Origin of the sequence: Streptomyces sp. NBC_01166 (assembly GCF_045039765.1) — a bacterium.
Classification (GTDB): Bacteria; Actinomycetota; Actinomycetes; order Streptomycetales; family Streptomycetaceae; genus Streptomyces.
In genome coordinates, this window is the sequence record NZ_CP108613.1 from 338,920 (window position 1) to 357,683 (window position 18,764).

The following is an 18,764-nucleotide window of genomic DNA, read 5'->3' on the forward strand; positions in this document are numbered from 1 at the left end:
ACGCGTCGGAGGGGCCCTGGTGCCAATAGCACCAGGGCCCCGAAGGAACTGCTACACCATCAGCCGGCTGTATTCTTCTCCGCCGGCTCTGTGTTTCCGCACACCCGCCGGGAAGAGATCCGCGGGTTGCGGGGATCGCGATTGCTTGACCGGAGACCACCTCACTATCGATGTCCTGCGGTACCCGGGCCCAATATTTCCGCCCGGGCGATCCTGATGGCGCTCAACTCCTCCGTTCTTTCCCTCTGGACAAACTACTTCCGTACCTCCGGTGGCCTCTCACAGCGCCACTTCGGCAGCCAGCCCCGTCGCCCGTCCTGCATCCGCTCTGGCTTGGAACCCCACTGCCGAACCTCCCGGCACGCGCGCCGCAGCCTGACGCCTTTTACCGAGGAACCACTGATACTGCGGACTGCACTTGCGTACTGCGGTACCGCTCGCGGCGGCCCCTGATCACTGCGGGCCACCCAGTCCGGGGCCAGTCCCGTCGCCTACCTCCAACAACCCTGGCTTCGGAACTCCGCCACCGCACCGACCTGCACTTACATGTACTGCTTCCCGGCAGTTCATCCCTGCCGGGCCTGCTCGACCTCTTGGCTACGAACAAGACACTAGACCCAGCAACGACCAGATGTCTACCTCCGCCATGACAGGTTTCCTGTGAGGACTGACAGTGATGTCTTGCGGTGCGCAGCACCTGGAAACTGCACTGGGGCACATCCGCCGGGAGGTGAGGGGTACCGGAGCGGGCAGGTGGGGCGCTACGGCACAAGCGGTACAACTGACCACGGGTGGGGTGTGTGCGTATGAACAGCACGACGATCAGCATCATCTCGACGCCCCCGTACCGACCGATGTCCGGGGCGACAGCGCGTCCAGCATCGGCCAGGCCCGCCAGGCCGCCCGCGGCTTCACCGGCCGCCTCCCTCCAGCACCCGACCCAGACGCGCCGGACACGCTCGGCCTGGTGGTGGTCTCCGTGCTCGTCACCAACGCCTTGGGCCACGGCGGCGGCACCTTCAACCCCCGCTTGAACGCCCACCCCGACGCGATCAACCGCCATCACCCACCGGACAGCCGGCGGCAAAACCGTCACCGCCTCTCTCCCCCACTGACACCGCCGCAGACAGACAGCGACCCCACGCCTGCAGCACTGACAAGTCTCTGTGGATCCCTGCGGCGGACCTTGGATGCGACCGCAGGGTCCGTGGTCGACGGGCACAGCGTCCACGGCGGTGCTTAGCCGGTGGCTCGCGAAATGCGCCTCCGAGACGTCGCGGCGGCGCGCAAACGGCTCCTCCATGAACTCCTGACCGTCGCTCTGCAGGACGTCGAACGCGAAAACGAGCAGCCTCGTGGAATTCCGGGCGTCGAACAGCAAGGAACCCGGCGTCTCATCCGAGGGGAGGCGCGTGAGCGGACAGGTTCCGACCCGCATGCTGTGACCGGCGTGGAGTCGCACCCTGGAGAGATGAGCGCGCCAATAGTCATTCACCGCCTCTCCCCCACGGGCGGGCGCCGGGTCACCATCCGTGGGCAGATCGCCGGGCTCGCCCACGACGATCACGATGTCGTGGAGTTTCTGCGTCGGGCGGGGCTGCCGGATGCGGAGGATCTGCTGGACCGGCCGGAGTGGGTGGAGTGGCGAGGCGGGCGCGCGCATACGTACGTGGCCGCGTAGACCGTGGTGGGCCGAGTGCGCGGCTCAGCTCAACAGTCCGGTGTCCGGCCGGCAGACCCGGCACGGCTCGATGTCCGGTTCCGCCAGCGCGACCATCGCGTCTTCCCGGGAGATGAGCCCCACCTGGTCCGGGTAGGTAGCACAGCCGCCACGGTGCAGCAGTGCCACCGACGAGGAACGCTGCGGCTGGATCTTCCACAACATCTCCGCCCGCGCCCGCTCCCGCCGCTCCCGCTCCTGCGCTTCCCTGATCTCCAGCTCCCGGACGCGGCGCTCGGTCTGCCCGACCTGCCAGCGCAGCCAGTCCAGAAGAGCCCGGTTCTTCTCCAGGTCGCTGATGGTGCCGGAGTACGGGATGCCGTCGGGCACGGCTACGCCTCGGGGCCGCATCGAGTCGGCAGCCGAATCACGCCGCACCCTCCGCACGCCGGTCGCCACCGGTCCGCTGCCGCAGCTCCACCCGGGCCGCAGGCGTGCGGCCGGGCGGGGTGGACCAGAAGGGGTGCCAGTGGATCCGGACGGACAGGGCGAGCAGGCGGCGGCGCAGCTCGGTGGCACGGCGCGGGCGCGGGCGGGCGAGCGCACGGTTGATGTCGTGCCACTCCCGCTGGGCACGTACGAGATCGTCGGGGAAGGAGAAGCGGTCCATCCGGCAATTAGATCGCATGTTCGAATTTCGTCGCCACTCGGACACCCCGGTCTACTTCAGCGAGACACAGGCGTCCGTGGACAGGCCCTTGAACTCGCGGACCGCACACCCTCCCGCCCCCTCGCCGACGAGGGCCGTCTCGTGGAGCGCTGTTTCCCACCGCGCCGGTGTGAAGCCGCGAAGGCCCATGGCCCGCCGAGACGACCCCTGAGCTATCCCGGCCTCAGCGCACGGTGATGACCAGCTTGCCGGTGGTGCGGCCCGTCTCCCCCAGAGCGTGGGCCCGGGCACCTTCGGCGAGGGGGAAGGTGCTGGAGACGTGAGGGCGGAGACTGCCCCGGTCGACGAGCTCGGCTATGGCTCGCATTCCGGCCTGGTCGTGCTCAACGAGCATGGTGACGGCGCGGACCTGTGCCTCCTCCGCTGCGGCCTGGGTGTCCTTGTCGCCCGGTAGGAGGGAAACCAGGACGCCACCGGGGCAGAGCACGCTCACAGAACGGGTGGCGGTCTCGCCACCGAGGGCGTCAAGGACGACGTCGTAGCGCTCCTTGGTGTCGGTGAAGTCCTCAGAGCGGTGGTCGATGCACACATCCGCACCGAGCTCGCGCAGGAAGTCATGCTTGGGGGCGCTTGCCGTCCCGGTGACGTGTGCGCCGCGCTCCTTGGCGATCTGTACGGCGAGATGACCGACACCGCCGGCCGCAGCGTGGATGAGGACCCGCTGACCGGCCCGGAGGCGCGCAGTCTCGACGAGTGCCTGCCAGGCGGTGAGCGCGGCCAGCGGCAGAGCGGCCGCCTGGATGTGGTCTATGCCGGCGGGCTTGGCGACGAAGGCGCGGGCGGGGCCGGCCACGTACTCGGCGTGTGAGCCGGCCCCGTACGGGTACGGCAGCATGCCGAACACCGCGTCACCGGGCCGGAAAAGGGTGACGCCGAAGCCGGTCTCCACCACGGTGCCGGAGACGTCCCACCCGAGGGTGAGCGGCGGGGGCGGCAGGAGGATACTCAGGGCGCGGTGCTTGAAGTCCGTGGGGTTGAGTCCGGCCGCGTGCACGGCGACGAGAATCTGCCCGGGCCCGGGCGTCGGCCGCGGAACCTCTGTCAGCTGCAGAACCTCGGGGCCGCCAAGGGCCGTCTGGTGCAGGGCGAGCATCACGGGGGCGTCCTCCGGGACAGCAGGATTCGAGGCGTCCGTGGCGGCCGGGCCCGGTGAGTTGAGGTTCTCGCGTGTCTCCGTCGAAGTCATGCCTCGATCCTGGCCGTACGGTCCGGGCCAGGGCGATGGCAAGAAGGTCAGTCTTCGATACATTCTTGCCATGCCCATCTCCCCTGCCGCCCGCCGCGCTCTTGGCGGCACTCTCAATGTCCACTCCGCCTCAGCCGCGCCCTCGCGGGACAGGGACCTCGCCAGTCGTGCGGTCGAGCTGGGTCACCTGATGCACCCGGAACCGCAGCCCGGCGCCCATAAGGTGGTCGTCCTTGTTCTCGACGGGGTCTATCCCTTCGAACTCGGCATACCTCACCGGGTCCTAGGCTCCGCCAATGGCCGCTACGAGGTGCTGTCCGCGAGCGTGGACGGGCAATCCGTGCGTACCGACTCGGACCTGACCGTCACCCCCGGACACGGTCCCGAAGTACTGGCCGAGGCCGACACCGTGATCATCCCTCCGTACGCGATCACCCAGGCCTCGGCCGCCGCCGCGGACTCGCGAGCTCTCGACGCCCTGTCCCGCGTCCGCCCCGGTACCCGTCTGGTGTCCATCTGCACCGGCGCCTTCCTGCTGGCCGCCGCCCGTCTCCTGGATGGGCGCCGGGCTACCACCCACTGGGCACTCACCGACCACTTCCGGGAACTGTTCCCCCGGGTCGAGCTTGACGCCGCCGTGCTCTTCGTTGACCACGGTGACGTGCTGACCTCTGCGGGGGCGGCGAGCGGTGTCGACGTCTGCCTGCACCTGGTGCGTCAGGACCACGGCAGCGAGGTTGCCAACCAGGTCGCCCGTTACTGCGTCGTGCCGCCGTACCGGGACGGCGGGCAGGCGCAGTACATCGAGCGGCCGCTGCCGCCGGCGAGCGGAACCGGCACCGGACCGACCCGCGACTGGGCGCTGCAGCGGTTGGAACTGCCGCTGTCACTGGCCGAGTTGGCCGCGCACGCGACGATGAGCACCCGCACCTTCGCCCGGCGCTTCCAGGAGGAGACCGGCCTGAGCCCCGGCCGCTGGCTGACCCAGCAGCGGCTGCGGCGGGCACGGCACCTGCTGGAGTCCAGCGACCTGCCGGTGGAACGAGTTGCCCACGAGGTCGGCTTCGCCACCGCCACCTCGCTGCGGAGGCACCTGGCAGCGGAGGCCGGGGTCGCTCCGTCCGCGTACCGGCGTACTTTCCGTGCCCCGGGTCCGGTCGCGGGCGATGTGGGTCCTGCCCTTCAAGAGCCATGCTGAGCTTGTCTTTGTCTTCCGGCCTCGAACGGCGGTTTCCTACTGCACCGCTCACCTGGGGATCCGCCGAACATGGGGGGCGGCCTTCGTCTGATCCTGTGCCCCGATCAAGGTGCACGTGATCAAGACGAAGGCCGTGACGATGAGTCTGCTGGCTGATGCTGTCCAGGGGAAAGCGTTCGCGGAAGCGTCACCCTTGGCGGCCGCGGTGTCGAACCCTCCAACGTCGACTCCCGGATGTTCTCCCGCTCTGTCTCTGCCATCGCAGCGAAGAACGCGAACAGCGGCCTGCCCGGCCCGATCGGGTCGTAAATTCCGGGCAGGGGCCCGGCGAGTATCTCCAGGACCAGGTCGTGCGCATGAGGTGGTCGGCCAGCGCGGTGAGTTCGGCGGCGCCGCGGCCGCGCCGCGTCATCTCGTACACGGTGAAGATGACCCGGCAGTGGGGGCGTGCGCCTTGACCTCCCGGGCCGTCCGCAGCGCCTCCTCGAAGCGGGGGCGGACCCGTACCGCTGAGCGCGTCGATCTGAGAGTCGAGCCCTTGCCCGAGGGTCGAGCACCGTGCATACCCGCTGCGGATGTGGCCCGGGCCGACCGTGGAAGCCTGGCACCCCGCCCCCGGCGGCCATCGACCCGGATCTGCCGAGCGCGGGAAGGGGTCTGAGGTGCTGTCAGGGGTGCGAATTTTCGCCCTGCTGATCCGGGATCGATTCTCAGAACCCGTTCTCACTCAGAAGAGGGTTGCACCCCCTTCTGAGACTTGCATTGCGCACGCAGAGCTGACCCGGCTTCCGCGCTGACGCACAGCGGAACTCGGGGTCGAGGCCCTCCGCGCCCAGCAACGATCGAAAAGCACGCGACCTTCATCCCTCCACAGGATTCTGATCATTCTGCTCTTGCGCCTGCGCCCAGGTGATCGCCCATTCGTCGAGCGGTCGGAGGGCGTGACCGAGTGCCGTCCCCAGCCGAGTGAGCTCGTAGCCATCGACTGAGGGCGCGATGATCCCGCTTGCCGTGAGTTCGCGAAGCCGCTGGTAGAGGACACTGGATGACAGGCCTTCACACCGCGCCAGCAGCGCACGCGCCCCGAGCGGACCCGCACGCAGCTCCCAGAGGATTCGCAGCGCCCACCGACGGCCGAAGAGATCCATCGCGGCCATGATCGGACGGCCGGTAGTCGATCCACGAACCGGTGTTCCTGGGCGCCTCGGGTTCGCGAACGGATCGACGCCCCCTTGGTCTTGGCGGGCAGCGCCGTCGTCGTCGGTGGCGGGTTCGTCCTCTTTGCGACCGCCCGGTCGAACCTGGCCGAACTGTTCGTAGCAATGGGCGTGCTGGGCTTCGGTGTCGGCATCTTCTCCGCCGCCATGCCCGGCGTCATCTTGGCCGTCACCCCCGAGAGCGAGACGTCGAGCGCCATGAGCTTCAACTACGTCGTCCGTAGCGTCGGATATTCCCTGGGCAGCGCCGTAGGCGGCCTGGTCCTGGCCGGCGGCACCGACACCGGCCATCTCTTCCCGAACTACGGCGCCTACACCACGGCAGCGCTGGTCGGCATCGCCGCGATGGCCATCACGAGTATGGCCAGCCTCGCTCTCGCTCGCCGACGCTCGTCCGACACCAACCCGACCGCAGTCCCGACCGGCGCGCCAGAAGGGCGAGAGCCCGGACAAGAACGAAAAAGAGCCGACACGTAGGTACGAGTCGCACCATGCGGCACCCTCGCCGCACCGAAAGACGCCGTGGTGAAACGGGGTGGCGGTCGGCCAGTGGCTCGCCAATCTCCACGGCGCTATGTCCGGTTCGGCCAGTGCCACCACCTCACGGACATGGGGACCGGTGCGCGTCATGCGAACGAAGACCATCCTCTACGGCGACACCGACGGCGACCACCGCGACGAGGCCGCCGCCTTCGTCGGGTGCAACGACAACGCAGCCACGCAGAACGCAGACATTGCCCACGGATACGTGGTGTACGCGCACGCAGGGAATCTCGTCGTCCTCGGCTCGATTACCCCACAACAGAAGTCCACCGCGAACCAGCCTTCGGAGGGCTCCCCTGGCGAACAGTGCCACCCAGGTCAGCTCCCCCAAGCATCGCGGCACAGAGAGACGGCGACCCCCCCTCCCTAACTTCACGCCTGCCACGGCTGGTGACGGCACGACCAGACTCTGGACGAGGAGCGTTCTCAAGAAGACGGCAGGCAGCCCGATCAGCAGCAGGACGGCGCCGATCGCCAGCGGGAGGGAGTGCGACCACAGGGCCCAGGTGTGCACGCTCAAGCGGTCACCTCGCCGGCGAAGCGCATGCCGCCTCGGACGTTGTCGTGCCCCGGCCGTTGCGGTCCTGGTCCTCACGGCGCTCACGGCATCCTCCTGACCTCGATCGACAAAGGGCGACTCGGACAACGGCTCGGCCGGAGTCTTCCCGTTCACAGGTGTCTGTGGGGTCGACAGGGGGAATCGATGTCCGCTATGTCATCCTTCGGAGCCGTGATCAGGAGGGTCGGTCTGGAAGCCGGTGATCAGGGTGTCGATGAGGAAGTGGAAACTCCGCGTGACGTCGCGGGGCATTTCGAAGCCGCTGGCGCCCTCAAGGGTGACGAACCCATGAAGTGCCGATCGCAGCGCCCGTGCGGAGTCGACTACGCGCCCGGCGGGCAGGTCGAAACCGGCGAGGACGTCGAGCAGAACCTGCAACGCCTCTTCGCTGACGCGGCGGTCCTCCTCGTCACCGGCCGCCGGAGCGGGGACGGTGGCGGCGTAGCGGCCGGGATGCTCCAGGGCCCAGTGGCGGTAGCTGTCGGCGAACGCCCGGACCGCGTCCGGGCCGGAACGGCCGACGGACTCCCGGGCCAGCTGATGGGCGAATTCGCGCTTGGCCTGGACGGAGATGCCGTGCCGTAGTTCGTGCAGGGAGCCGACGTGCTTGTACAGGGACGGCGGTCGTACGCCGAGCCTGTCGGCCAGCAGCCCCATGGTCAGACCCGCCAAACCGACCTCGTCGGCGAGCGCCGCGCCCGCTGCGACGACGGCGCTCGTATCGAGGCCCGCCCTAGGCACGGGCGTGTGCTTCCAGAAAGGCCTGGATGAGGGACACCGTCTCCTCGGGGTACTGGTCGTGCAGGTAGTGGCCGGCTCCCTCGACCACCGCGAGCTCTCCGACACCGGCCGGCATCGCAGCCACGATCGCCTCGCCCTCGGCACGGGGATCGACCCAGTCGGGGTCGAGCGAGCCCTGCACGATCAGGGCAGGGCACCGTACGTTGCCCAACTGGGCGCCGGCGTCGGTCGGCGCCGACTGCCCCATCTTCTGCAACGCCCGCATCCGGCCGGGCTCGCCCAGCATCGCCTCGATGCGTGCCAGCCGGCCCCTCCAGTCGGCCGGCTTGCGGCCCGGGTAGGCGTGGTCCAGATAGCGGGACCACAGTCCCACGCTGCCGAACAGGCTGGCACCGAGCAGCCGGAAGGCACCCTTGCGGTAGGTCTTCGAGCGGAAGTCGCCGAGCTTGATCGACTGCGCACGCGTGAAGGGGCCCAGCTCGATGATGCCTCTGACCAGGCCGGGATCCTGGGCGGCCGCAACGGTGGCGGCGCCGCCGGAGATCGAGTGGCCGACCAGGACGGCCGGGCCGCTGTCGATGTGGCGGATCACCGCGAGCAGATCGCCCGCGATGTCCGTGCGCGAGTAGGAAGGCCATTGCGCGCTCGACTCGCCACAGCCCCGCAGGTCGACCGCGGCCACTCGATACCCCGCCGCCACCAGACGCGGCAGGACGAACCTGTACGCCGTGCGGCTGTCCCCCATGCCGTGGGCCAGGACGACCAGCGGACCTTCTCCAGCGGCCTCGTAGGCGATGGTGCCGCCCGGGACGGAGACGAACTCAGCCATGACATCTCCCTGCTCGTTAAGCACAATAGCTATAAGCTAATATGAATAGCCAAAAGCTAATGCCCATAGCCATGAGAGTCAACCCCAGCCGGGTGCCAGGCGAGGGCGAGGGAGGAAGGTCCAGCTCAGTCCGGGCCGGGCGGTAGGGGAATGGGCTGACGCGCAGCTCGGCCGGGTCCGCGCATCGTCACTCCGGTAGTGCCGGTTCGGGACGCGCCTCCCCAATCCCAGAGGGCCTCTCCGTTCTCTGTGGGCAACGCAGCTGGCCGCCCAGAACACACCGTCTCCCTTGAGCCTGCAGTCGCGGAGGATCTTCCAGTTCTTCATCCGAGCCAGGACATGCTCAACGCGGGCCCGAACACGCCGGTGAGCGGCGTTGTGCTGCTCCTTCCACTCAGGTAATCGCGTCTGCCCCGCCTTGCGGCGATGTGGGATGAGCAGGCCTGTCCCCTGATATCCGCCGTCCGCGATGACCGTTGCCCGTCCGCATGCGACATCGATCCCGGAGTCACTGAACGCTGTGTAGTCGTTCCGATTCCCGGGCAGAGGCCGGCCGACCGAGATAACGAGTCTGGTCTCCGCTGTGACCAGCACCTGCACAAGGGTGCAAGCTGCCGCACGGTCAGGTTGGTGCGGCGTACATCGCCGCCAGCAGAACCCGGTCCCTCAGCGGCAACGACCATGGATGCCCAGGTCGGGCCGCGCCCAGTGCCTGCCCACCGGCCCTCTGAACCGCCTGCACAAGCCGTTGGAACTGGCGCGGCTGAAGCCCGGTGAACACTTCAACGAGCTCGCGACGCTCAGCGGAGATCACCTGCATCATCAGGCCAACGCGGTTCAGCCCTCACAGTTACGAGACAGGCTTCAGGGCGCGCATTTGGCTGTGATCAATCTGCGGGATCGACCCTCGTGGCTGGGCCTGATCTGGTAGATCGTGTTGTGTGACGCGGATGCAATTGACGGATATGGGAGTGGGAGTTCATCGGCCCGTACCTGCCGATCGGCACGTATGGGCCGTACCCGGAGCGGCTGCGGCACCAGTTCGAGGGCGTGATCTGGCGGTTTCGGACGGGCGGGCAGTGGCGGGAGATGCCGGAGGAGTTCGGCTGGTCAAGCGTCCATAACCGTTTCCGGCAGTGGCGGGACGCCGGCGTCTTCGAGGCCCTGCTGGAGGGCCTGATCGCGGAAGCCGCGAAGCGGGGTGAGGTGGACTTATCCCTGGTCAGCGTGGACTCCACCACCGCCCGGACCCACCACGACGCTGCCGGGATGCACGACCACGTATCCGGCGTCGGCACAGACTCCGGTTGAAAGCCGTCCTGCTCAGACGCTCACGGGGCGGGCAGACCAGCAAGGTCCAGTCCGCCTCGCCTCCGACCGGAAGTGCCGCCCACCGGCGCTCGTCCTGACCACGGGGCAGGCCGCGGACAGCCCGCAGTTCATCCTCGTGCTCAAGAAAGTACGGGTCCGCGGGCCCGTCGGCCGCCCCCGCACCCGGCCCGACTCGATCGCCGGGGACAAGGCCTTCTCGTCCTGCGGCAACCGCGCCTACCTGCGCAAACGCCACATCAAGGCAGTCATCCCGGAGAAGAAGGACCAGGCCGCCAACCGGAAGAAGAAAGGCAGCAGAGGTGGTCGGCGCCGTCAGTCACGACGCCGACCTCTACAAGGAACGAAACACCGTCGAGCGCCTGACCAACAAGCTGCAAGCGTGGCGCGGCATAGCCACCCGCTATGACAAGACCCCTCAGAGCTAACTCGCCGGCCTCCACCTTCGCGCCTCAATGATCTGGATCAAGGACCTCACACGGAGCAATCCTTGATAACAACCAAATACCCGCCCTAGCGCACCAGCTGATCCGTGAAGCCGTTGCCGAAGACCCGGTGAGGATCGAGCCGGTCCAGGATGGAGACGGCTTCGGACCACTGCCCGGCGCCGTACGAAGCGGGCACCGTGGACTCGATGATCTGCTCGTCGGCCCAGGCTGCCGTATCTGTATAGCCCCAGCCCTTGGACCATTCGACGCGCGCGAGCGCGTAACCGCCGTCGAAGGTACTCATCAGGAAGCTTTCCAGTTCCCGGTAGAACTCGTGGGCTCCGGGTGAGGTCGGCTGGGTCAGCACGTCCACCCACACCACACAGTCGTACTCCGGGTGGTCGGGGTGCGGGCGGATGACGGAGAGCAGCGGCGGGCGTGCACCCGGCGCAGCGGAGTCTTCGGGCTGGTCGAGGCCGCTGACTCGGATTTCCACCTGCCCGTTGATCGGGAATCTGCCCGCTGCGGCCCAGGCCGCCAGCCGTTGCCGGTAGTAACCGGCGAACTCGGAGACGACGCGCTGGACGTCGGCACGGCGGGTAAGGATCCCGTACCCGTTGGCGGTCTCACGAAGTGTTGTGGGGCGCAAGTAGAACTGGAGGGTGTGCGAGGGGCCCCACAGGTCCTTCGCGACGGTGGCGGTCAGTCCGGTCGCCGCCACCGTGTACTGTGCGGCGCCGAGCGTCGGCGCGAGGTACCAGGAGCCTGCGACGAGAAGCCCGGCCAGCCGGGCGACCGGGGTCGGGACGATGTCGCTGAACGGGTAGTTGTACGGGGCGTGCACCGGCCTGGAGGTGACCGGGCGCTCAGGGCTGAGGCTCCATACCTTGAGCCAGGGCCGGTCGGTGAAGGCGAACCAGATCGTCTCCACCCGCCCCGACTCGGCCATGAAGTCCGCGAAGGTGTTTCCCCGGGCGGCGAGGGCGCTGCCCGGGGCGGCGAACAGTTCGTCGGCGGTGAGGTCGACGCGGCTCCGGCAGCGCAGCGGGATGTCCTCGCCCGCCTGGATCTCGGCCTCCACGATGAGACCGCGCCCGAGGTGGGTGGCCAGGGCTTCACACTCCTCGTCGATTCCTCGGTGGAAGGTCTTCACGACGTAGGCGTCCTCGGCGGAGTCCCAGACGACGGCGGTGAGGGACAGGACGAGGTTGCTGAGGCTGCCGTAGGTGTGGCCGGGGCGGGCGGACTCGCCGTCCGCGGGGACGCTGGTGCCGTGGGCGTCGATGGCCAGTGTGCCGCCCAGGGTCAACTCCCCCGGCGCGGGAGTGTTGGTGACGCCCAGTCCGTGATCGGCGAGGAAGGCCATCAGCGTTTCGAGGGTCACTCCGGCCTGCGCACGCACCGCGCCGGGGGCGCCGGCGGGCGGGGTCGTGAGTTCCATGTGTGTCAGATGCTCGGTGGTGTCCAGCAGGAGGACGTGCGCGTCGCGCTCGGTGGCCGGGACGATCGTCAAGGGTGACCAGTTGTGCGACTTACCCCGGGCACGCAGCCGCCAGCCGTTGGCATGGGCCCAGTTTGCGAGGTCGGCGAGTTCCTGGCCGGTGCGGGGCGCGCAGGCCCACAGCCCGCTGTGGGTGATCTCGCCGGCCCAGTTGATGTACGGAGAGCGGTAGGGCACGAGTCCGGCGGGAAGTTCGGGTGCGGCGCTCGGAACGACGGCGGGCGCCGCCGCGGCCGGGGAGGCCCCGGCTATGGCGGCACTGAGCGGGAGGCCTAACGCTCCGGCAGCCGCCGCGGCGCGCAGAACACCACGGCGGGAGAGGCCGGACGGCTCAGAGGGACCGGAGGAAGTGACAGGACGTGAAGAAGACTTCGAGTGATCAGACATGACATGAATGTATGGGGAACCAGCACGTCACCGAAGCTCCATGACACAGACCGCCGAAACCGGCACCTGAACGTCAAACCGGCAAACTGCACCCGTCCGCAATCATCGCGAGTTCCGTCTCACAGCCTCACAGCCTTCGGCAGGTTCCGCGGCTTCCTTCTCGGGGGCGGCGGTACGGCGGGTGGTGATGTACAGATCGCGATGCAGACCCGCCGCTAGGCTTACGACTGGCGAAGAGGCGGGGTTCACAAACCGCACAATTCGCTCGTCAGCGGACATTGTCTGTCGGCGGGGCGATCTGCCACACACCTCGGAGCAGGTCGTGTGTCGCCGTATAGCCCAGTGGGGGGTCCGCGGGTCCGTCGGCCGCCCCCGCACCCGGCCCGACGCGGTCGCCGGGGACGATGCCTACGCGTCCCCCGCGGCAACCGCGCCTACCTGAGCAAACACCACATCAAGGCAGTCATCCGGAGAAGAAGGACCAGGCCGCCAACCGGAAGAAGAAAGGCAGCAGAAGCGGCCGGCTCGTCAGCCACGACGCCAGCCTCTACAAGGAACGAAACACCGTCGAGCGCCTGATCAACAAACTGAGGGCCTGGCACGGCATAGCCACCCGCTACGACAAGACCCCTCAGAGCTACCTCGCCAGCCTCCACCGTCGCGCCTCAATGATCTGGATCAAGAACCTCGCACGGACCAACCCTTGATCACAACCAAATACGCGCCCTAGTGCTTGTCCAGCCCTCGCGCTCCGATGGCGAACCGGAAACGGACTCGATCAGGTCGAACTGGCGGAGACAGCCAGGCCTGAGCAGCCCACCATCTCAGCTGGAACATCACGCCACGCGACTCCGGTCCGTAGTACGCACCTGATCCCGCCGAATGCCGTCCGGTCGGGAACGCGCAGTCGCCCGGGACAGCGCGGCGCCGCTCAGGAGCAGGTGGCGACAGCGGAGCTGCGCGCTCTCACAGTCCCGATCAGTAAGTGATCTTCCGGCGACCTCTGGCGGCCCTGCGGGCGTGCGAAGCGGACTCGCGCTTCGCTCAGAGGAGGCCGGTCTCCTGGGGCCTGTCCGATGAGTCGCGTGACAGGCTGACTGGTGAATCGTTTCTTCCGTTGGGGCGGGGTGGGCTGACAGAAGCAGAGTGGGCCCGGCTGGAACCCGCACCTGCCGAGGGACACAGGCCCAGGCGGGCGGTGGAGGAGCCACCGGGTGGTAATCAACGGCATTCTCTTCCGGCAACGGACCGCCATCCCGGGGTGGGACCTGCCCATGCGGTTCGGCAAGTGGAAGACGGAGCAGCGGGATGGGGAGATCGAGGAGGGCGCCGGACGGCTCGCCGACCCCCTCCTCGAAGACCTGGACACCGCGCCGAAAGCAGGAGCAGGCGGTGGGTTCAGCCTGCCAGCTGTTGCAGCCATTCACGCAGCAGAGCCGTCTCCGCGTCTCGCAGAGGTACCCCGGCGCCCGCAGCCGGGGGCCCGGTGGGGAGCGCGGTTTGAAGTGCGGCGAGGGCGAGGGCGCGCGAGGCCAGGTCCGACCCGGATGGGGTGGGCGAGTCTGTGGTGATCGAGGCGAGGACGGTGTCCCGCAGCCGTGCCGAGGTGGTCAGGTCCTGCTTTGAGCGCTCTTCGCCGATCAGCGCCAGCGTGGCACCTGTTGTCGCCGCATGGATGACGCGCGTCGCCTGCTCCACCGGAACCCGAAGGCGTCCGGCGTCGGCCGCCCGGCCCAGCAGTCCCACCAGCAGGGCGTGCGCCTCGTCCGCGGCCGGGGGGCGCCGCCCGGGCTGCACAGTGCCGTACATGAGCATGTAGAACGCGGGGTGCCGCACTCTCTCCCAGAACGGGTGCGTGGGGACCACCGCCGACAGGCGCAGCAGCTCGGGCCGGAGCCGTGCGACTTCCGCGTGCCGCCCCCTGGGTGTATCCAGGGGCCGGCCTCCCTGCCCGGCTGCGGCGGCGCGCTCGGGCAGGCCGACCAGGCCGCCGAGTGACGAGCGGTGAGTTGCCGCGCCGACTTGAGCTGCAGACCGAAGGGCTGGTGTGATTGCTTCTCAAGGTTCTCACCCTGTTCACGGGCGAGTGTCGGTAGACCGTCCGTCGGCGCGATAGAAGCCTGGGCTCCTGGCCATGATTCGGTGTCGGGACGCTGCTCGGTCAGTCACGGCTTGTGGCCTGTTTTCTGGACCAGGCGGTGGCGTCATCTCCGTATCGGGCCAAGAGGCGTGCGAACTGGATACGCTCCCCCGGCGACCAGGCAACGGTGATCTCCTGGAACGCTCTGCGCTGTTCAGCGGCGAAGCGGCTGCGTTCGGCCTCACCATGCTCGGTGAGTTCGAGCACGGTGCGACGTCCGTCGGCCTGGGACGCCGCCCGGCGCAGCAACCCTTCCTCTATACAGGCGGCTACGGTCCGGCTGGCCACCGGCTGGGCGACGCCCATCTCGGCGGCGAGGCCACCGACGGTCGTCTCGCCCGGCGCATCGGCGATCACATTGAGCACGAGGTTGCGGGTGAGGTCCTTGCTCGATGCGGGTGCGCGTCGTCGCAGACGTGACAGCGCGGGGCCGATCTGGTCCAGCGCCAGATCGTCGGACGGCTGCTCGGAGAAGGGCGCGCTGCTCATGTGACCCATTCTAGGCCCGGTCCGCACATTTGCATACCAGTATACAAGTGCATAGCATCGGGTATGTAAATCTTGGACGAGCGAGGAAACGAGGCGGACCGCTATGGCGCTCACCGCGATCACCAACGCACAGATCTTCGACGGAGAGAAGTCGATAGGCGCGCAGACCGTCGTCATCGACGGCGGGAGGATCGCCCGTGTCGGGGGCGACGCCCCTCAGGGCAGCGAGATCGTGGACGGCGGCGGCGCCACCCTGCTGCCAGGACTCATCGACGCCCACGTCCACTCCTCCCCGGGTTCCCTGGCGCTCGCCCTGCGGTTCGGGGTGACGACCGAACTGGAGATGCAGGGGATGAACACCCGGGAGAACCGGGGGCTCATCACCGACGACGACACGCAGGCCGACGTGCGCTCTTCCGGCTTCGCCATCACCCCGCCCGGTGGTCACCCGAGCGAGCTGATGCCCGAAGGATTCCGGCCGAAGTGGGATCTCCCCCCGGTCATGCCCCTGATGCCGTTCTCCACCACGCCCGAGGAAGCGGCAGCCTTCGTGCCCCAACTGCTCGGCCGCGGTTCCGACTTCATCAAGTTCATGATCGACGACGGCAGCGTGGAGGGGCACCCCGGGCTGCCCGCACTCGACCAGGCCACCGTGAACGCCGGTGTGGCCGAAGCCAAGAAGTACGGCGCCCTCACCGTGGCCCACGCGCTGACCGTGGACGCCACCAGGATGGCCGCCGAAGCCGGCATCGATGGCCTCACCCACGTGTTCATGGACCAGCCGCACACCGCCGAGATCATCAGCGTCATCAAGGACGCGGGCATGTTCGTCATCCCCTGCGTCACCCTCAACGCTTCGATGATGGGGATCACCGGCAGCGAACTCGCCGACGACCCCCGGGTCGCCGCACGCCTCGACAGCAAGTGGGACCAGACCCTGCGCTCCAGCTACAACCGCTACCCGCAGGGCAAGCTCGACGACGTCTACGACACCGTACGCGCTCTGGACGCCGCCGGTATCGACGTGCTGGCCGGCACCGACGTCTCCATGCCCGAGACGTTCTTCGGGGGCCTGGCCCACGGAGCGAGCCTGCACCACGAACTGCAATACCTGGTGGCGGCCGGCCTCACGCCCGCACGGGCCCTGCGCGCGGCCACGGCGACCACCGCCCGCCGCTTCCGCCTCGGCGACCGGGGCCGCATCGCCGAGGGACTCCGTGCCGACCTTCTACTGGTCGACGGCGACCCCGTCAGCAACATCAGCGACACCCTCAACACCCGCGCCATCTGGCGCCGCGGCACCCGCCTGGCGGCATAACCGCAGCACTTCCCCTTGAGGGAAGGACTCAACTGTCCGGTTCTTGCTCGCCGCAGTAGGGCGATTATCTCCGAACCGCCCAAGACCTCTGCGACTCGGTCGGCTGGGAGCGAGCTCACCTACCCTCCCCACCGGTCGGCCGACCAGCGGCCGGGAGAGACTGCGGCCGGCGGGCGTGCGCACCAATATGCGGCGGCGTACGCGAGCCGCAACTGCCTGGGCTGGCTGCTTGTCGATCACGCAGACGGAAGCACCACAGACGCATATCCTCCACCGATGGAATGGACTTCGGTGGTCAGTACGGTGACGGGTGCTGTCATCGGCGTGGGGCCAGGTGGCTGGCCGACCGGTCCAGGTGGCGCAGAAAGCAGGGGTCCGGCGTACCTCTGTCACTCGCCAGTTGTACGCCGCCTACCTCGCGACTGTGGCGCGGACATGGAACGAGATCCACGGCGTGACGATGAACCAGCACGGAGCCCTGGCCGGAGCGCCCGTCCGGCAGCGAACGCGTATCGGGACGGTGGCATGTACGAACTGCGCTAACAGATTTCCATCACCGCACCGCCGGACATAGTCGCGTTGTCTGACAACGTGCTGCGCGGTATGCGCGACCTTGTGCAGAGCCTTGTCGCCGGCCAAACCTACGACACCTGGGCAGAGTTCAAAGACGCCAACCGTGCAGGGTTCGACGACTTCGACGCCATGTGGGGGGCCATTCTGCGCTGGGGCGTTCCTGGAGGGGCGCGACGCGGGCAGCCGGCAGTGGTGCTGTGCGTGCTGAGGCGGATGGCATATCGATCCAACTCACCATGCGCGGGTGATGGTGTTGCTGTCGAGAGTTACGGACCCGTTGCGCGCGGAGACTTGCCCGTTGACTGTCGCGCCGGGGTTGAGGGTAATCGATGTCACTGCGAGGATTCTCCCTGACAGGGAACTGGCGGGACCCAATGTGGCTGAACTTCCGATCAGCCAGATGACATTGCGTGCGGAGGCGCCGTTGACGAGTTGTACGCGACTCGCGGTTGCGGTGGTCAGGGTTGAGCCGATCTGAAACACCCAGCGCGCGTTGTGGTCATCTTGCGCGTCGAGTGTCAGCGCCCCGGTGAGTGCGATCGAGGACGCCGCGTGATACACGCCAGGGACCAGGGTCTGGCCGCCCAGGTCTCCGGAAATGCTGGTGTCCGGCTGCCTGTTGACGGCTTCGTCACAGGTGGCCGCCAGCTCGGCTCGGACCTGTAGTGCGTCCGCGTCGGCGATGTGGAAGGTTCCGTTCAGTTGACCTGGCGGGAACCCGGTGACAGACACTCCGGGGCTCGTTCCGAGGTCTCCCGTGACGCTCGTAGGTCCGGCGTTGGTAACTGACTCGCCCCCTAGGACGGCGAAGCGCCCAAGGTAGGCGTAGACGCTGGTCGCCGTGGCGGTGCCGCCGAGGGTCGTGATGGTGACATCGGCCAGGCCTGGCTCACCGCTGGGCAGAAGAGCGTCGATCTCGGTGTCCGAGGCGATCCGGTAGGAGAGGGCGGGAATGCCGTCGAAGGCGACACCTGTGGCGTAGGAGAAACCAGTGCCTGTGATGACGACGATGTTGCCGCCGTCCACCGGTCCGGAGTCTGGGGTGATGCGGTCAATAGTGGGGACGTCGAGATATGTGTAGGTAACGCCGCCCGCGACTCCGCCTCTGCTTCGAACGATGATCACTACCGTTGTCTCCGCACCTGAGGCCGGGACCGTGACAGTGAGTCGCCCGTCGGATTCGACGGAGAACTCGGCGGCTTGCGTGCCGAAGCTGACGTCGCTCGTGGTGGAGAGGCCAACACCGATGAGGGTCACGATGTTGCCGCCGGTGCGGGGGCCGGCCGACGGAGGAACGAGACGGAAGGAGGGCGGGGGAAGGTAGAAGAAGGTACCGACGAACCCCGTACCGCCGGCGGTGGTCACGGTGACGGCTGCGGGGCCGCGGCCGGACGGTGTGACCGTGGCCGCCGAGGAGTCGTTGACGACTGTGAAGCCTGCGGCCTGACGGAGGCCGTAGTGGACGGCACTGGCGCCGGTGAAGTGGCTGCCGGTGAGAGTGACGATGTCGCCGCCGCCAGTGGAGCCCTGATCTGGTGAGACCGGCATGGGGTGCTCCCTCGATCCGACAGGGCCGCCGAAAAGCGTTGTTCACGCGCGCGTCCCCTGTGTTGGCCGTAGTTGGCAGACGACTCAATCGAGTAGCCCATTAGCGTGCCAATGTGGCAATACCTCACACTGTGCATCACCCGAACGAGGGACCCGTCAGGACCTGAGGTCCCCAAACAGGCGCTGCCAACGCACCGTACGGCGCAAGTGACTTGGCCCTGGCATGCACGGCTCGGCTCATGTGTTCGCGCAACGCTCCGCGGGCAGCATTTTCCCGCCCCGCCGAAATCTTTGGTCGGCCGTCCGGAGATCAACCATTGCAGCGGTGCGCTATCGCCGCGTCTGTCGCATGAAATGATATTCATGAAAGCGCTGTCTGTGTGCCGTC

Annotated in this window: 15 protein-coding genes and 5 pseudogenes; 8 read left to right on the top strand and 12 right to left on the bottom strand. The window is 68.0% G+C overall.

The annotated features are described in order from the left end of the window. Positions 1-1,471: 1,471 nt before the first annotated feature. Positions 1,472-1,681 carry a hypothetical protein gene (locus OG379_RS01750; protein ID WP_405658508.1) on the top strand — a complete coding sequence of 70 codons (210 nt, stop codon included), beginning with the start codon at positions 1,472-1,474 and terminating at the stop codon, positions 1,679-1,681. A gap of 24 nt (positions 1,682-1,705) precedes the next feature. Here the strand turns inward: OG379_RS01750 and OG379_RS01755 are convergent, their stop codons facing one another. From OG379_RS01755 to OG379_RS01765, 3 genes are all read right to left on the bottom strand, one after another. Beyond that, positions 1,706-2,050 carry a DUF6233 domain-containing protein gene (locus OG379_RS01755; RefSeq protein ID WP_405658511.1) on the bottom strand — a complete coding sequence of 115 codons (345 nt, stop codon included), beginning with the start codon at positions 2,048-2,050 and terminating at the stop codon, positions 1,706-1,708. A gap of 37 nt (positions 2,051-2,087) precedes the next feature. Next, positions 2,088-2,330 (bottom strand): hypothetical protein, encoded by a 243-nt coding sequence (locus OG379_RS01760; RefSeq protein WP_405658513.1) that lies wholly within the window; start codon positions 2,328-2,330, stop codon positions 2,088-2,090. Positions 2,331-2,553: 223 nt separating this feature from the next. Beyond that, a complete protein-coding gene (locus OG379_RS01765; protein ID WP_405658515.1) occupies positions 2,554-3,576 on the bottom strand; it encodes an NADP-dependent oxidoreductase in 1,023 nt (340 codons plus the stop codon). 190 nt (positions 3,577-3,766) lie between these two features. On the opposite strand from OG379_RS01765, the gene OG379_RS01770 reads away from it, so the two are divergent. Continuing rightward, positions 3,767-4,774 (top strand): GlxA family transcriptional regulator, encoded by a 1,008-nt coding sequence (locus tag OG379_RS01770; RefSeq protein WP_405668375.1) that lies wholly within the window; start codon positions 3,767-3,769, stop codon positions 4,772-4,774. 860 nt (positions 4,775-5,634) lie between these two features. On the opposite strand, the gene OG379_RS01775 is transcribed toward OG379_RS01770, so the two are convergent. Further along, positions 5,635-5,931 carry a winged helix-turn-helix transcriptional regulator gene (locus tag OG379_RS01775; protein WP_393767156.1) on the bottom strand — a complete coding sequence of 99 codons (297 nt, stop codon included), beginning with the start codon at positions 5,929-5,931 and terminating at the stop codon, positions 5,635-5,637. Between the two features lie 63 nt (positions 5,932-5,994). On the opposite strand from OG379_RS01775, the gene OG379_RS01780 reads away from it, so the two are divergent. After that, on the top strand, positions 5,995-6,468 hold the full coding sequence (locus tag OG379_RS01780; protein WP_405668376.1) for an MFS transporter: 474 nt from the start codon (positions 5,995-5,997) through the stop codon (positions 6,466-6,468). Between the two features lie 151 nt (positions 6,469-6,619). After that, positions 6,620-6,904 (top strand): hypothetical protein, encoded by a 285-nt coding sequence (locus OG379_RS01785; protein ID WP_405658516.1) that lies wholly within the window; start codon positions 6,620-6,622, stop codon positions 6,902-6,904. A 345-nt stretch (positions 6,905-7,249) separates the two neighbouring features. Here the strand turns inward: OG379_RS01785 and OG379_RS01790 are convergent, their stop codons facing one another. From OG379_RS01790 to OG379_RS01800, 3 genes and pseudogenes are all read right to left on the bottom strand, one after another. After that, a complete protein-coding gene (locus OG379_RS01790; protein ID WP_405658518.1) occupies positions 7,250-7,834 on the bottom strand; it encodes a WHG domain-containing protein in 585 nt (194 codons plus the stop codon). After that, positions 7,827-8,663: an alpha/beta fold hydrolase gene (locus tag OG379_RS01795; RefSeq protein WP_405658521.1), complete on the bottom strand. Its 837-nt coding sequence runs from the start codon at positions 8,661-8,663 to the stop codon at positions 7,827-7,829. Before OG379_RS01795 ends, OG379_RS01790 begins: the two co-directional genes overlap by 8 nt. Before the next feature lie 252 nt (positions 8,664-8,915). Further along, positions 8,916-9,486 (bottom strand): annotated as a pseudogene (locus OG379_RS01800) (transposase); the annotation flags it as partial. A gap of 118 nt (positions 9,487-9,604) precedes the next feature. Here OG379_RS01800 and OG379_RS01805 point away from each other — a divergent pair. Then, positions 9,605-10,486: pseudogene (locus OG379_RS01805) on the top strand (IS5 family transposase). 19 nt (positions 10,487-10,505) lie between these two features. Here OG379_RS01805 and OG379_RS01810 read toward each other — a convergent pair. Continuing rightward, positions 10,506-12,308: a cholesterol oxidase substrate-binding domain-containing protein gene (locus tag OG379_RS01810; RefSeq protein ID WP_405658522.1), complete on the bottom strand. Its 1,803-nt coding sequence runs from the start codon at positions 12,306-12,308 to the stop codon at positions 10,506-10,508. Between the two features lie 358 nt (positions 12,309-12,666). On the opposite strand from OG379_RS01810, the pseudogene OG379_RS01815 reads away from it, so the two are divergent. After that, positions 12,667-13,015: pseudogene (locus OG379_RS01815) on the top strand (transposase); the annotation flags it as partial. Between the two features lie 95 nt (positions 13,016-13,110). Here the strand turns inward: OG379_RS01815 and OG379_RS01820 are convergent. After that, a pseudogene (locus tag OG379_RS01820) lies at positions 13,111-13,274 on the bottom strand (transposase); the annotation flags it as partial. Positions 13,275-13,425: 151 nt separating this feature from the next. Between OG379_RS01820 and OG379_RS01825 the strand changes: the two are divergent. Further along, positions 13,426-13,606, top strand: a pseudogene (locus OG379_RS01825) (transposase); the annotation flags it as partial. A 100-nt stretch (positions 13,607-13,706) separates the two neighbouring features. On the opposite strand, the gene OG379_RS01830 reads toward OG379_RS01825, so the two are convergent. Both OG379_RS01830 and OG379_RS01835 read right to left on the bottom strand, forming a co-directional pair. Further along, positions 13,707-14,174, bottom strand: coding sequence for a hypothetical protein (locus tag OG379_RS01830; protein WP_405668837.1), 468 nt, complete (start codon positions 14,172-14,174; stop codon positions 13,707-13,709). Positions 14,175-14,469: 295 nt separating this feature from the next. Beyond that, on the bottom strand, positions 14,470-14,937 hold the full coding sequence (locus tag OG379_RS01835; RefSeq protein ID WP_405658524.1) for a MarR family winged helix-turn-helix transcriptional regulator: 468 nt from the start codon (positions 14,935-14,937) through the stop codon (positions 14,470-14,472). Between the two features lie 103 nt (positions 14,938-15,040). Between OG379_RS01835 and OG379_RS01840 the strand changes: the two genes are divergently transcribed. Beyond that, positions 15,041-16,255, top strand: coding sequence for an amidohydrolase family protein (locus OG379_RS01840; protein ID WP_405658526.1), 1,215 nt, complete (start codon positions 15,041-15,043; stop codon positions 16,253-16,255). An 804-nt stretch (positions 16,256-17,059) separates the two neighbouring features. On the opposite strand, the gene OG379_RS01845 is transcribed toward OG379_RS01840, so the two are convergent. Continuing rightward, positions 17,060-18,376: an ice-binding family protein gene (locus OG379_RS01845; protein ID WP_405658528.1), complete on the bottom strand. Its 1,317-nt coding sequence runs from the start codon at positions 18,374-18,376 to the stop codon at positions 17,060-17,062. Between the last annotated feature and the right edge of the window lie 388 nt (positions 18,377-18,764).